The sequence below is a fragment of the Pseudophaeobacter sp. EL27 genome (genome assembly GCF_900313025.1).
Taxonomy (GTDB): Bacteria; Pseudomonadota; Alphaproteobacteria; order Rhodobacterales; family Rhodobacteraceae; genus Pseudophaeobacter.
Genome location: NZ_OMPQ01000015.1, coordinates 278,045 through 291,001, shown reverse-complemented (window position 1 = coordinate 291,001; position 12,957 = coordinate 278,045). Strand labels below are relative to the sequence as shown.

General features: G+C 59.9%; 13 protein-coding genes and 1 tRNA gene. 9 read left to right on the top strand and 5 right to left on the bottom strand.

The annotated features are described in order from the left end of the window. Positions 1 to 39: 39 nt before the first annotated feature. The 8 genes from ED661_RS19810 to ED661_RS19775 all read left to right on the top strand — a co-directional run bounded on the left by ED661_RS19810 (position 40) and on the right by ED661_RS19775 (position 8,048). Complete coding sequence (locus ED661_RS19810) at positions 40 to 1,191, top strand: deoxyguanosinetriphosphate triphosphohydrolase (protein ID WP_122076354.1); 1,152 nt, start codon at positions 40 to 42, stop codon at positions 1,189 to 1,191. Between the two features lie 132 nt (positions 1,192 to 1,323). Continuing rightward, a complete protein-coding gene (locus tag ED661_RS19805) occupies positions 1,324 to 1,620 on the top strand; it encodes a hypothetical protein (RefSeq protein WP_122076352.1) in 297 nt (98 codons plus the stop codon). A gap of 141 nt (positions 1,621 to 1,761) precedes the next feature. After that, a complete protein-coding gene (gene argS / locus ED661_RS19800) occupies positions 1,762 to 3,507 on the top strand; it encodes an arginine--tRNA ligase (RefSeq protein WP_122076350.1) in 1,746 nt (581 codons plus the stop codon). Positions 3,508 to 3,605: 98 nt separating this feature from the next. Then, a complete protein-coding gene (locus ED661_RS19795) occupies positions 3,606 to 5,216 on the top strand; it encodes an SPOR domain-containing protein (RefSeq protein ID WP_254054902.1) in 1,611 nt (536 codons plus the stop codon). Continuing rightward, on the top strand, positions 5,216 to 6,220 hold the full coding sequence (gene nagZ, locus ED661_RS19790; protein ID WP_122076348.1) for a beta-N-acetylhexosaminidase: 1,005 nt from the start codon (positions 5,216 to 5,218) through the stop codon (positions 6,218 to 6,220). The genes ED661_RS19795 and nagZ overlap by 1 nt, the downstream gene beginning before the upstream one ends. After that, entirely contained in the window at positions 6,213 to 7,010 is a 798-nt protein-coding gene (locus ED661_RS19785; RefSeq protein ID WP_122076346.1) for a ScpA family protein, read from the top strand. Before nagZ ends, ED661_RS19785 begins: the two co-directional genes overlap by 8 nt. Next, positions 7,010 to 7,684, top strand: a complete 675-nt coding sequence (gene scpB / locus ED661_RS19780) for an SMC-Scp complex subunit ScpB (RefSeq protein ID WP_122076344.1) — start codon at positions 7,010 to 7,012, stop codon at positions 7,682 to 7,684. Before ED661_RS19785 ends, scpB begins: the two co-directional genes overlap by 1 nt. A 133-nt stretch (positions 7,685 to 7,817) precedes the next feature. Then, entirely contained in the window at positions 7,818 to 8,048 is a 231-nt protein-coding gene (locus ED661_RS19775) for a hypothetical protein (RefSeq protein WP_162930202.1), read from the top strand. On the opposite strand, the gene ED661_RS19770 is transcribed toward ED661_RS19775, so the two are convergent. Beyond that, a complete protein-coding gene (locus tag ED661_RS19770; protein ID WP_122076342.1) occupies positions 8,014 to 9,216 on the bottom strand; it encodes an MFS transporter in 1,203 nt (400 codons plus the stop codon). The two genes, ED661_RS19775 and ED661_RS19770, sit on opposite strands and share 35 nt — an antisense overlap. A gap of 125 nt (positions 9,217 to 9,341) precedes the next feature. Between ED661_RS19770 and ED661_RS19765 the strand changes: the two genes are divergently transcribed. Continuing rightward, the gene (locus ED661_RS19765; protein WP_122076340.1) at positions 9,342 to 9,818 is read left to right on the top strand and encodes an Lrp/AsnC family transcriptional regulator; all 477 of its coding nucleotides are present in this window, start codon (positions 9,342 to 9,344) and stop codon (positions 9,816 to 9,818) included. 25 nt (positions 9,819 to 9,843) lie between these two features. Here the strand turns inward: ED661_RS19765 and ED661_RS19760 are convergent, their stop codons facing one another. The 4 genes from ED661_RS19760 to ihfA form a co-directional block, all read right to left on the bottom strand. Then, positions 9,844 to 10,923 (bottom strand): 2'-deoxycytidine 5'-triphosphate deaminase, encoded by a 1,080-nt coding sequence (locus ED661_RS19760; protein WP_122076338.1) that lies wholly within the window; start codon positions 10,921 to 10,923, stop codon positions 9,844 to 9,846. Between the two features lie 134 nt (positions 10,924 to 11,057). Further along, positions 11,058 to 11,134, bottom strand: a tRNA-Pro gene (locus ED661_RS19755). A gap of 76 nt (positions 11,135 to 11,210) precedes the next feature. Continuing rightward, the gene (locus ED661_RS22305; protein WP_254054901.1) at positions 11,211 to 12,491 is read right to left on the bottom strand and encodes a MerR family transcriptional regulator; all 1,281 of its coding nucleotides are present in this window, start codon (positions 12,489 to 12,491) and stop codon (positions 11,211 to 11,213) included. Positions 12,492 to 12,617: 126 nt separating this feature from the next. Continuing rightward, positions 12,618 to 12,920: an integration host factor subunit alpha gene (gene ihfA / locus ED661_RS19745; RefSeq protein WP_122076336.1), complete on the bottom strand. Its 303-nt coding sequence runs from the start codon at positions 12,918 to 12,920 to the stop codon at positions 12,618 to 12,620. Positions 12,921 to 12,957 lie beyond the last annotated feature (37 nt).

The window sequence follows — 12,957 nt, the reverse complement described above, 5'->3', positions numbered from 1 at the left end:
CAGGCAGAACGACAAGATTTCATGGGAGAAAGATTAATCATGCATGCCTCTTATGCCACTAAACCGGATCAAAGCCGGGGCAGGCTGATTGATGAAGAGGAAAGCAGCTTTCGCTCTCCCTACCAACGCGACCGTGATCGTATCATCCATGCCAGCGCTTTTCGGCGGCTCAAACACAAGACCCAGGTTTTTGTCGAACATGAGGGCGACAATTACCGCACCCGCCTGACCCATTCGATCGAGGTGGGACAGGTCGGGCGGACCATTGCCGCAGCTTTGGGGCTCAATCAGGAACTGACCGAGGCGGTGGCCCTGGCGCATGATCTAGGGCACACGCCCTTTGGTCATACCGGCGAAGACGCCTTACATGCGCTGATGGCGCCCCATGGGGGCTTTGACCACAATGCCCAGGCCATCCGCATCGTGACCAATCTCGAGCGCCATTACGCCGAATTTGACGGGCTGAACCTTACCTGGGAGACCCTGGAAGCCATTGCCAAGCACAATGGACCTGTGGTGGGCGAGCTGCCCTGGGCGCTCGCAGAATGCAACGCGGCGATGGATCTGGAGCTGCATACCCATGCCAGTGCCGAGGCACAGGTTGCGGCCCTGTCGGATGATATCGCCTATAACAATCACGATCTGCACGATGGTCTGCGCGCCGGGCTGTTCAGGGATGAGGATATCACCCATCTGCCCATCATTGGTGGCGCCTATGCGCAAGTGGATGGCAAATACCCGGGCCTTGACCCGCTGCGTCGCCGCCATGAGGCCCTGCGTCGGGTCTTTGGCGTCATGGTTGGGGATGTGATCGACACAGCCCATGCCAACCTGCGCGATAGCAGTGTTCAAAGCGTCGAAGAGGTGCGGGCGCTGGGACGTCCCGTGGTGGCTTTTTCGCCCGACCTGTGGCGCGATCTGAAAGAGATCCGCGCCTTTTTGTTCCGCCATATGTACCGCGCGCCCTCGGTTATGGAGGTGCGTATTCGTATGGCCGCCATTGTCGAGGATCTGTTCCCCTACTTTTTGGCCAATCCACTGCAAATGCCGGACCGTTGGCATGAGGAAATCAAGGCGGCATCTGATCAGACCACCCTGGCGCGGATTACCTCTGATTACATTGCCGGCATGACCGACAGGTTTGCACTGCAACAGCACGAGCAGCTGACAAGAGAGGGAAAACTCGCGTGATCCAGGGGGGGAAGCTGCCGCTGTTAACTCTTGGCTCGGTCTCTGGCTGTATTTCTGCTGCAATCTGGCCCTATGCTCCGGCGTGCTGTGGCCTTTTCTTTGGGACATCGCAGGACAAGGCCGGGGCGCGCTATGAAACAATGGACTGTTACTTTTCTCGATGCCCCAGGCATGTCTCGCATCCGCAGCGATAGGGCGCGGCGCAACGCGCATATTGCCTTTGTGCGAGGGCGCCCCGAGTTGCAGATTGGCGGACCACTGGCGATGGTGCCCATGCAGGATTTTCCCGGCGCCATCTGGACGGTTCAGGCGGAAACCCGGGCTGATGTCGAACGGCTCATCCTGTCGGACCCATACTATGTCGCCTCTCTGCGCCGCTACAAGGTCAGCGCCTGGGGCGATGCTGCTGTGGATCAGGCCGCGATTTGATGGCCTGATGGCTGGTTTTAGCCAGAAGATGCGCCTGCAATAGGCGGTTGGTCTGCTTCTGCGCTGGTCTTGCCGCATAGAATGGTTGACCATTGAGCTAGGCATGATAAGCCGCAAAGCCGAACCAATGGGACGCCAGAGATGAACCTTTTTTCCGAGATCCGCGCGCTTGTCATCGACAGCCTCACTGCAATGACCACCGAGGGCGCTCTGCCCGAGGGGCTCGATTTTGCAAATGTTGCGGTAGAGCCGCCGCGCGATTCGGCGCATGGGGATATGGCAACCAATGCCGCCATGGTGCTGGCCAAACCCGCCAAGATGAAACCCCGTGATATTGCCGATGCCCTGGCTGCCAAGCTGGGCGATGATGCGCGGATCACTTCGGCTGAGGTCGCAGGCCCTGGGTTTTTGAACCTGCGGCTGGCACCCGTGGTCTGGCAATCGGTTCTGGGCGCGGTTCTGGACGGCGGGCTCGACTATGGGCGCGCCGATCTGGGGAGGGGCAAGCGGGTCAACGTCGAATATGTGTCGGCGAACCCCACCGGACCTCTGCACGTGGGGCACACCCGGGGCGCAGTGTTTGGCGACGCATTGGCCTCTTTGCTGAGCTATGCGGGCTATGACGTCACCCGCGAGTATTACATCAACGATGGCGGTGGTCAGGTCGACGTCCTGGCGCGCTCGGTCTACCTGCGTTACCTGGAGGCACATGGTCAGGAAATCGCCTTTGCCGATGGCACCTATCCCGGTGACTATCTGGTCCCCGTGGGCGAGGCGCTGAAAGACAAGGTCGGTGATGCCTATCTCGACCGGCCCGAGGATGCCTGGCTGGCTGAGGTGCGGGAATTCTCCACCGATGCGATGATGGAGCTGATCCGGGAAGACTTGGCGATGCTCGGCATCAAGATGGATGTCTTCTATTCGGAAAAGTCGCTCTATGGCACGGGCCGGATCGAGGCTGCCTTGACGGAGCTGGAAGGCAAGGGGCTGATCTATCAGGGCGTGCTGGAGCCACCAAAGGGCAAGAAGCCTGATGATTGGGAACCACGCGAGCAGACCTTGTTCAAATCTACCGACCATGGCGATGATGTTGATCGGGCTGTGAAAAAATCCGATGGCGCCTGGACCTATTTTGCCCCGGATATTGCCTATCACTACGACAAGGTCAGCCGTGGCTTTGATGAGCTGATCGATATCTTTGGCGCCGACCATGGTGGCTATGTCAAACGGATGAAGGCGGCTGTATCGGCGCTGTCGGACGGCAAGGTGCCGCTGGACATCAAGCTCTGCCAGCTGGTCAAGCTGTTCAAGGATGGTCAGGAATTCAAGATGTCGAAACGGGCAGGGACCTTTGTCACCCTGCGCGATGTGGTTGATGCGGTGGGCCCGGATGTGACTCGCTTTATGCTGCTCACCCGCAAGAACGATCAGGGTTTTGACTTTGATCTCGATAAGGCGCTGGAGCAATCCAAGGACAACCCGATCTTCTATGTGCAATATGCCAATGCGCGGATCTGCTCGACCCTGCGCAAGGCGGGTGAGGCCGATATCGCCACCGATGATGGGGTGCTTGGCGCTGCTGATCTGGCTCAGGTCTCCCATCCGGCGCAGCTGGCTGTGGTCAAGAAGCTGGCAGAATGGCCACGTCAGATTGAAATTGCCGCCCGCACAAACGAGCCGCATCGCGTCGCCTTCTACCTCTATGATCTGGCGTCGGAGCTGCACGGGCTCTACCATCTTGGCAAAACGGAGTTTGGTTTACGTTTTGTTAACGAGAGCAGCGAAACGGCAACACATGCCAATTTGGCGCTGGCGCGCAGCGTTTCCATTGTTATTTCCGCCGGTCTTGGTATTCTAGGGGTGAAACCGGCGCAGGAGATGCGGTAAAAAACCGCGCACAACCGTCGGACTGAGGCAGTTCAAGAGACCTAATAGCAGTCAGGTGAGGGAGATCTCGCCTGATGCTAAGGGCAGTAAGGCGGATTATGGCGTATTTTGCGCAGGCGGGCTCTGGTCAGTCCCATTCCCATAATGGTTCCCAAAACGAGGGGGCTACTGATCATTTGGGGCAGGGGGCACCTGGTCCCAAAGTTGCAGGCCCCAAGGTGACTGTGAACCCGCATGTGATGGCGCGCCCCATTCCGGCGGCGCAAGCTCAGGGTTTTCAGCATTCCCCCCAACCGCAGGTCGCTCAGCCAGCTGTTCAGCCGCAAGCCCCCCGCGTGGTGAGCCCATTCCCCTCGGAAGGCCCTGATCTCTACGCAAATTACCAGCCGCGCCAATCTGAAAGCGAGGCTGAAGCCGCGCCGATTGCCTTTGCTGCGGCTCCCACCGCGACAGCGCCGCTGCATCAGGCAAAGCTGCAGGACTATGTGAGCGAGGACTACGGCGTGCCTGGGATTGGCGCGCAGAGCTATGCCGCACAGGAATTTAACTCGGATAGCTATGCGGCTGAGCCCGCTGCAACATATGCAGGGGCTGTCGAAGCAACCCCCGCTCCTGAGGCTGGCGCCAGCGATGGTGCCTACGGAGCGGTCTATGGTGCTGCGGCGGCGCAGAGCTATGGCTATCAGGCGCAAGAAGAACTCACTGACTACGGCTATGATGACGACAGCAGCTACGCGACGCCGATTGCCGCTACGGGTTTTGCCCGTGCTGCTGGCCTGGCGGGGGCTGCGGCCTCTCTGGCGCTGGTGATCGGACTGGGCGTCTGGGGCTATCAGCTGGTCATGCGGGACGTCAGCGGTGTTCCGGTTGTGCGGGCTGTAGAAGGACCAATGCGCGCACAGCCTGAAAACCCAGGCGGCAGCCAGGCGGATCATCAGGGCCTGGCGGTGAATTCAGTTGCGGCCAATGGCACCGCCGAAGCGGCAGCGGATCGCGTGACCCTGGCGCCGCAGCCCATCGAGCTGTCACAGGATGACCAACCGATGTCCCGTCTCACCACGCCAGAGGCTGACCTGCCACCGCAGGTTATCAATCAGGGGAGCCAGGCAGCCGCACCGCAGATTTCCGAGGCCTCCGTGTCGGCCTATCGCAACGGCGATATCGACGCCTTGGTTGCTGAGCTCACCGATGGAGTGACACCAATTGAGCCAGATCAGGGCAGCGTCCAGGAGCAACCTAGCGTGGCGCCCTCGATCGTGCAGCCCGAACCGTTGCAACCTATTGAAATCGCCGCGATTGGTGCGGCAACCGCCCCCTCTTCTGCGCTGCGTAGTGCCCCCGGCGTCAAAATTTCTCTGCGCCCCAACCTGCGTCCGGCACGCTTTAGCCCTGCCGTTGCACAGACCTCTCCCGGCACTGGTCGGGCGACACTGGAAGTTGACCCCAACAGCTTGCCTGCAGGCACCCGTCTGGCGCAGCTGGGCGCCTATGAAAGCGCCGAAGTTGCCCGCGCCGAATGGGATCGGATCTATAGCCGCTTTGAAGACTACCTGGAGGGCAAAACCCGGGTAATCCAACGGGCTGAAAGCGGTGGGCGAACTTTCTACCGTCTGCGCGCCATGGGCTTTGACGGGCTCTCGGATGCCCGCCGGTTCTGCTCCACTTTGGTTGCTGGTAAGGCCGACTGTATCCCGGTGACAACCCGCTAATGACCTGCGGAGCTGCCATTCTGGATGCCGAAGGGCTGGTCCTGACACCGGAGGAAAAGGCGTTTTTCCGTGATGCGGATCCCTTTGGCTTTATCCTCTTTGCTCGCAATATCCAAAGCGCCGCCCAAACCCGCGCGCTCTGCGCTGAGCTGCGCGAGGCTGTTGGTCGTGATTGTCTGATCACCATCGATCAGGAGGGCGGTCGGGTTCAGCGTCTGCGCAGCCCGCTTGCGCGCGACTGGATGGCGCCACTGGACCATGTCGGTCAGGCGGGTGATCAGGCCGAACGTGCCATGTATCTGCGCTATCGCCTCATTTCCCAGGAATTGCTGGATCTTGGCATTGATAGCAATTGCGCCCCGGTTGGCGATCTTGTGACGCCGGATACCCATCCATTTTTGAAGAACCGCTGCTACGGGGATAGCCTTGAACAGGTTGTCTCATTGGCACGGGCGGTAGCTCAGGCGCATCTGGACGGGGGCGTGCTGCCAGTTCTCAAACATATTCCGGGCCATGGCCGCGCTCAGGTGGACAGCCACAAGGATCTGCCGCAGGTCACAGCACCTTTGGACACACTTGAGGCGCAGGATTTTGCCGTTTTTGCGGCCCTGAATGATCTGCCGCTCGGGATGACCGCGCATCTGGTTTACGAGGCCTTAGATGATCAGCCCGCCACGATCTCGGACAGGGTCATGGCGATGATCCGCCAAGAGATTGGCTTTGGCGGCTTGGTCATGACTGATGATATTTCGATGAAGGCACTGGACGGAACCCCGGCGCAAAAAGCCGAAGCGGCCCGCCGCGCAGGCTGTGATCTAGTTCTGTTTTGCAATGCCTCCCTCGCAGATCGTCGCGCCGTGGCAGAGGCCGCAGGCGCAATGGATACGGCAGGACTGGCCCGCGCTGAGGCAGCCCTGGCGCAGCGGCATGCGCCCCTGCCGCTTGACACCGAGGCCGCCGAGGCCGAACTTACCGCCTTGATGGGCGGAAAGGTCTATGTCTGAGCAAAACCTGTTTCACGAAGTCACCGCCCAGTCCGTCGAAGACCGGCTGGCGGCGGAGGCTCTGATTATCGATGTCGACGGCTTTGAAGGGCCGCTCGACCTGTTGCTGACGCTATCGCGCACGCAAAAGGTCGATCTGCGCCGTATCTCGGTGTTGGAGCTGGCCCGGCAGTATTTGACCTTTGTGGAACACGCCAAGGAGCTGCGCATCGAGCTGGCAGCGGATTACCTGGTTATGGCGGCCTGGCTTGCCTATCTGAAATCACGGCTGTTGCTGCCGCCGGATCCAGCTGAGGAGGGACCCTCGGGGGCCGAGCTGGCGGCACATCTGGCCTTTCAGCTGGAGCGGTTGCAGGCCATGCGCGATGCCGCAGCCCGTCTGATGGGGCGCGATCAGCTGGGGCGTGACTTCTTTGTGCGCGGCCAGGATGAAAACATTCAGCGGATCAGGACCGTGACCTATTCCGCCAATCTTCTGGACCTGATGCAGGGCTATGCCCGGATCCGTACCAAGGATGACTTCCGCCCCTTTGTGATGGATCGCGACAGCGTTTTCACCATGGAAGAGGCGCTGGAGCGGATGCGCAGTTTGATCGGGTTTACAGGCAGTTGGACTGATATGCTCAGCTATCTGCCGGATGGCTGGCACAAGGATCCGGTGAAACGGCGCTCTGCCACGGCGGCGACCTTTGCGGCCTCTTTGCAGCTGGTCAAGGAAGGGCGGCTAGAAATTCGCCAAAGCGATAATTTTGCGCCCATTCAGCTGCGCAGTCTGGATGAGGAGAGCTGATGCAGCCCCCAAACGCCCCCCCCGCGAATGAACAGCATGGCACCAGTGAGAGCCTGTTTGATGCGCCGCCCATTGCCGAGCAGGAGCGCATGGTCGAGGCGGTACTCTTTGCCAGTGCCACGCCTGTCACCCTGCGCGATCTCGAAGGGCGGATGCCGCATGGCTGCAATCCGGCTGCGGCATTGGAACACCTGCGCAAACGCTACGAGGGGCGTGGTGTCCGGGTGGTGCAGGTTGGCGAGGCCTGGGCAATCCGTACCGCGCCCGACCTTGGTTTCCTGATGCAAAAAGAGATTGTTGAAACCCGCAAGCTCAGCCGGGCGGCCATCGAAACCCTGGCGATCATTGCCTATCATCAGCCGGTCACCCGGGCTGAGATCGAGGAAATTCGCGGCGTCTCGGTGTCGCGTGGCACGGTGGATCAGCTGCTGGAGATGGAGTGGATTCGTATTGGGCGGCGGCGGATGACGCCGGGACGGCCTGTGACCTTTGTGGTGACGCCGGTATTCTTGGATCATTTTGGCTTGGAAAGCGCCCGTGATTTGCCGGGGCTGAAAGAGCTGCGTGCTGCGGGCCTGCTGGAAAACAGACCTCCGCCGGGCAGCCTGCCGCTGGGGCAGGGCGGTGAAGACAGTGATGAGGTGGGTGAACAGCCCGAACTGTTTGGCGACTGATGCGTTTCAGAGTTCGGGGAGCCTGTATCCGTCAAGGAATTGCCCAATTCTGCTGCTAGAAGCTTGAGGGTGAGTGCAGCTCTTGAGCAGTGCCCTCTGTGAGATCGGTGCCTGAGGCCCTGGGAGAAACGTGATGAACCTCGATATGATTGTTAAGCTGGTGATGCGGCGTTTGCTGGGCAAGGCGGTGAATGCGGGCGTTGATGCCGGGCTTGGGGCCCTGTCGGGCCGCAAATCCCGCGGCGCAGGCAGAGGCCGCCATCAGGAGGCCGCAGCAGAGACCCCAGCTGAGGCTGAAGCCCGCTCAGAACGAGAGCGTATCCGGGCAATCAGACAGGCGCGCCGGGCGAAGCGGGATCAGTAGTACTCGAGGTTTGGCGCAGGCTGATCGCGGCCTCGATGGCTTCCAGCAGGCATAGCAGCGCCGAAAGCGCCAGACAGCCCACCAGTCCCCAGAGCGGAAAGAGCAGAGCTCCGGCAAAGGGGGCGGCAAAGACGCAGAGATAGGTAATGGTGCTGTAAAGCCCCATGATGGCGCCGCGTTGTCTCGGGTCCAGCGCGGTAAGCCGCGCCACCAATAGGTTGAGCCCGAGATGTTGGAAAATGCCCCAGACCAGCGAGAATAACAGCAGTAATGTGTAGTCGGCTGCAAAGGAGAGCATCACCAGATAGGTGAGGGCAATCAACACAAAGACGGGCGGCGTCGCGCGCGACAGCCCCAGCCGGTCCAACAGTGGATCAAAGATCACCGCCAGGCCAAATCCAATGCCGTAAAACAGCGGTAGCAGCCCCGCCTGCGCGGTGCTGAGGCCCAGGGTGAGGGTCACATGGGCGCCGGTGAAGAAATAGGTGGTGTAAAAGCTCAGCATCAAGAGGCAGGAAGCCAAAAGGCCACGCCGAATGCCAGGGACGCGCAGTGCCGTCAGTGGCGAGCTGGCCTGTCCGGTAGAGCCGGAGGCAATCCGGGCCATCCCCGCAGAGCCGAGCCAGAGCCCCGCTGCCAGTACCGCCAGTGCCAGATAGACCAGTCGCCAGCCGGCCAGATCGGCTAGCCATGCGCTCAGGCTAACGCCCAGCACCATGGATAGGGTCCAGCCCGTCAGGACCAGCCCCACGATGCGGGCTTCGCGCCCTCGTGGGGCAATCACCGCCGCGAGGGTGTAGATTGATGGCAGGGCAGCGCCGCCTGCCAGACCGCAAAGAACCTGCGCGGCGATCAAGCCCCATAGGCCCGGCGCAGCCGCACTGGCGCCCAAGCCAAGTGTCAGCACCAGCAGGGCGATACGCAGCAGCCGTCCTGCGCCGATACGGTCGCCCAGCGGGGCCAGGGTCAGGGCGGCGGCCGCCACACCCAGCCCATAGGCACTGGCAGCCTGCATCACCCCGGCCGGATCGGTGCCCAGATCATTTCCCACAGCCAGAACCAGCGGTGACAGCAACAGCGAGTTTGAGCCGATAATGCCAATGGCGCTCATCAGGACCAGGATTGAGGCCCAGAGCGGTTGCTGATGTGTTACTGCCTGATGGGACATCTCATAGCCTTTGATTTTTGTTCCGTAGATGCAGATAATCTCAGAAGGATGTTCCGTGAACCCCTGGCAGAGGGTTTATGGAAAGAAACAGACATTATTCAGAAACTGTAGTTGGGAGTGGGAAAATGGATGCTTTGGACCGAAGAATATTAGGTGAGCTATGTCGCGATGCCGGCCAATCCTATGCCAAGATCAGCGCTGCGGTTGGCCTCTCGGCTCCGGCGGTTCATGAGAGGGTCAAGAGGTTGCGGGCTGCTGGGGTGATCAAATCCACTGTCGCGCAGCTTGATGGCGCTGCGATGGGCAAACCATTGCTGGCCTTTATTCATGTGGATACCGTGGGCTGGGGCAAGACCGGGCCAATGCTGGCAATGGAGGATTGGCCAGAAGTTGAAGAGATCCATACCGCAACCGGCGACGCCTGCCTGATTCTCAAGGTGCGGGTGGCTTCGCCGCCGGCGCTGGAGGGGCTGTTGGCACAGATCTATGACGTCGAGGGTGTACGCGGCACCCGCACCTATATGGCGCTCTCCACGCATCTGGAGCGGACGGTGCAGGCAGAGGTCTCAGTGGATTTGGCCGAAGGCCCCTATGTGAAATAGCGCCCTGTGCAGAATCGGTAAAGCGTCAAGCGGGGGTTTTGAAGTGTTTGGAGAGTTTAAGCCCCTGACCTTGATAGTTGGAGGCAATTCCTACACCGTATAGCTGCTCTGGTAACTCGCTCATGCGCTCATAGACGAGGCGACCCACGACCTGACCGTGCTCGAGCACAAAGGGGGCCTCATGGCAGCGTACTTCCAACACGCCACGTGACCCAGATCCGCCGGCGGCATCATGGCCAAAGCCGGGATCAAAGAAGCCGGCGTAATGCACCCGGAATTCCCCGACCATGGCAAGATAGGGGGCCATTTCAGCCGCATAGGCGGGGGGAATTTGAACCGCTTCACGGCTCACCAGAATATAGAAGGCACCGGGGTCGAGGATAATGCGACCAGAGGTGCTGTGCACTTCTTCCCAATAGTCCTGCGGGTCATATTCTCCGATACGATCCAGATCAATCACCCCGGTGTGCGGCTTGGCGCGATAGCCCACCAGATCAGAGCCGGGCAGGCGCAGATCAACAGAAAACCCCAGCCCGTCTTCGATCACGGCCTGGCCATCGACCAGCGGGCTTTGCTGGTGCAGGTCGGTGAGCTCTGCATCGCTGAGCACAGCCTGACCCTGACGAAAGCGGATCTGATTCAAGCGCATGCCGGGGCGCACCAGCACTGAAAAGGAGCGCGGGCAGATCTCGGCATAGAGCGGGCCGCTATAGCCGGGCTTGATTCGGTCAAATTCCACCCCGCCATCGGTGATTGTCCGGGTCAGCAGATCAAGGCGCCCGGTTGAGCTTTTGGCATTTGCCACCGCTGAGACGTCCTGAGGCAGCGCCAGCCCCTCCATCAGAGGCACCAGATAGACACAGCCCTTTTCCAAAACGGCCCCATCGGTCAAATCGATGCGGTGCATTTCAAATTCGCTGATCCGGTCGGCCACGCTGCACTCATGCCCCGCCAGGAAGGAGGCGCGAACACGGTAAGCAACGGTGCCAAGTCGCAGATCCAGACTGGCGGGTTGGACCTGACCATCGACCAGAGGTTCGGTGAGGGTGATCTCACCACGATCGAACATTTTTTCAATAGCTTGGCTGGGTAGAACGCCGGTCATGATCCATTATCCTCTGGCTTGGAAGTGCCGATAAGGGTGACCGTTATCATCTCTTTGATGTTTTGGCAAAACAGCAAGTGCGACTGCCCAAATGCAAAAAAACTGTTTGAATGCAAAGCACTCAAACAGTTTTTTGGTCGGGCTAGCAGGACTCGAACCTGCGACCTTCCGTCCCCCAGACGGACGCGCTACCAGGCTGCGCCATAGCCCGCTGATGACGGGTTCTACTGTATTTCCCAGCGGGGGCAAGGGGGTATTTCCGGTTTTTTTCAGTGGCGGTGAATATTTTAGCCCGCAGCCAAGATTGCACGCAATTCAGCCGCACAGCCAGCGACATCCGCCTTGAGATGCGCAGGCAGGCTAGTGGTCCGCTCAAGCAGCGACAGGACTGTCGCCGGGGTGGCAGCTGCATTTGAGGTGGTGGCTGGTTGCTCCGGTGTCGGTTCTGCGCCCTGTGCCTGTTCTTCAGAGGTCTCGACCAGTGTGGCAGCCAGATGATTCTCTTCTTCAAAGGTCGGCGCCGATTGGGTAGCGCTCTCCTGAGGGGTGACTTCAACTGGGCCAACCTCGACAGCCACAGTTTCAGCCGGTCCAGTCTCAACCGGTGCAGGGTCTGCCTGGGGGCTCTCTACGGGCGCGGGCTGTACAGGGTCGGCATCCACCGGAACTGTTTCGACTGCTGTGGTCTCGACAGGTTCAGCGAGATCCTGAAGAGGAGCAATAGCGGCGGCTTCAGTCTCCGGTTCCAGGCTTTCAGGCTGTGGCTCAGGTTGGGGCTCAGGTTGGGGCTCAGCTATTGGGGAGGGCTCTGCCGGAGTGTCGAGCAGCATATCCATCTGTTCGGGCTCCGCCGCCGAGGTCGGAGCGGTGGCGCGTTCGTGCTGCGCTGTTGGGGTCGCCTCTGGCGTGATTGGTGCAACTGGATCTGTGGGGGTGGGCTCAGGTTCAGGTGCTGGTTCGGCCGCGGTGACTTCGGCAGGTTGAGGAACCTCAGATACCTCAGCATTCTCAACAACTGGCTCTTGTACCTGATTTACGACCTGATCCAGCTCTGCACCTGAGGATGAATCGGTTTGAATTTCTTCAAGCGCTTCGCTCTCCACGGGATCTGCGAGCGTGGTGACCTGCGTCTCTGGCGGGGACTCTTCCGGAGATTGGGTGGAGGGCTTGCTACTCAAACCGGGAGGCATTGATGCTTCTGCAATGGGCTCTGCGGCCGGGGGTATGTCTATGATTTCGGTGGATTTTTCATGAAAATCTGGGGGGACTTCATCGGACGGCGGACCATCGGAATCCAGGTCATGAGACAGCTGACTCACATGAGAAATGCCCTGATCGCGGAGAATCGCCTGAACCTCTTTGATCGACAGCCCGTCTTTGTGCAACAGCTTGGTGATGCCGCCCAACAGAAGCATATCTGCGGGGCGGTAATAGCGCCGACCCCCCGCCCGTTTTACCGGCTTGATCTGCGTAAATTTGCTTTCCCAAAAGCGCAGAACATGGGCCTGCACGCCGAGCCAGTCCGCAACTTCGCTGATGGTGCGAAAGGCGTCTGCTGATTTTGACATCGTAATTGTTCCAATGATCTTGCTCTGGGAAGAGCTGGGGTTTGCTGGCCCAAAGGCAAACGTCAAGATCTCAGGCAGAGCCGGAGTAGGGCCAGTCAGGCTGGGGTAGAAGAGGAGTGTGCCGTATTACTTGCGGTTTCCCTCGGCCACCCGATCTTTCATCAAATGTGAGGGGCGGAAGGTCAAAACACGACGGGGCTGGATTGGAACTTCCTCCCCGGTCTTGGGATTGCGGCCCACACGAGCAGATTTGTCGCGGACACTAAAGGTGCCAAAGGACGAGATTTTAACCTGCTCTCCCTGCACAAGAGCATCGGACATGTGCTGCAACATGCTCTCTACCAGCTGGGCGCTTTCGTTTCGAGACAGGCCGACCTCACGGAAGACGGCTTCGCTCAGATCCATGCGTGTAAGAGTTTTTTCGCTCATGCTAAATCCCCATTGTTTGTCAAATCATAGGGGCAGG

Coding starts and splice junctions, on each gene's coding strand:
- ED661_RS19810 (WP_122076354.1), top strand. CDS start 40: ATGCATGCCTCTTATGCCACTAAACCGGATCAAAGCCGGGGCAGGCTG.
- ED661_RS19805 (WP_122076352.1), top strand. CDS start 1,324: ATGAAACAATGGACTGTTACTTTTCTCGATGCCCCAGGCATGTCTCGC.
- argS (WP_122076350.1), top strand. CDS start 1,762: ATGAACCTTTTTTCCGAGATCCGCGCGCTTGTCATCGACAGCCTCACT.
- ED661_RS19795 (WP_254054902.1), top strand. CDS start 3,606: ATGGCGTATTTTGCGCAGGCGGGCTCTGGTCAGTCCCATTCCCATAAT.
- nagZ (WP_122076348.1), top strand. CDS start 5,216: ATGACCTGCGGAGCTGCCATTCTGGATGCCGAAGGGCTGGTCCTGACA.
- ED661_RS19785 (WP_122076346.1), top strand. CDS start 6,213: ATGTCTGAGCAAAACCTGTTTCACGAAGTCACCGCCCAGTCCGTCGAA.
- scpB (WP_122076344.1), top strand. CDS start 7,010: ATGCAGCCCCCAAACGCCCCCCCCGCGAATGAACAGCATGGCACCAGT.
- ED661_RS19775 (WP_162930202.1), top strand. CDS start 7,818: ATGAACCTCGATATGATTGTTAAGCTGGTGATGCGGCGTTTGCTGGGC.
- ED661_RS19770 (WP_122076342.1), bottom strand. CDS start 9,216: ATGTCCCATCAGGCAGTAACACATCAGCAACCGCTCTGGGCCTCAATC.
- ED661_RS19765 (WP_122076340.1), top strand. CDS start 9,342: ATGGATGCTTTGGACCGAAGAATATTAGGTGAGCTATGTCGCGATGCC.
- ED661_RS19760 (WP_122076338.1), bottom strand. CDS start 10,923: ATGACCGGCGTTCTACCCAGCCAAGCTATTGAAAAAATGTTCGATCGT.
- ED661_RS22305 (WP_254054901.1), bottom strand. CDS start 12,491: ATGTCAAAATCAGCAGACGCCTTTCGCACCATCAGCGAAGTTGCGGAC.
- ihfA (WP_122076336.1), bottom strand. CDS start 12,920: ATGAGCGAAAAAACTCTTACACGCATGGATCTGAGCGAAGCCGTCTTC.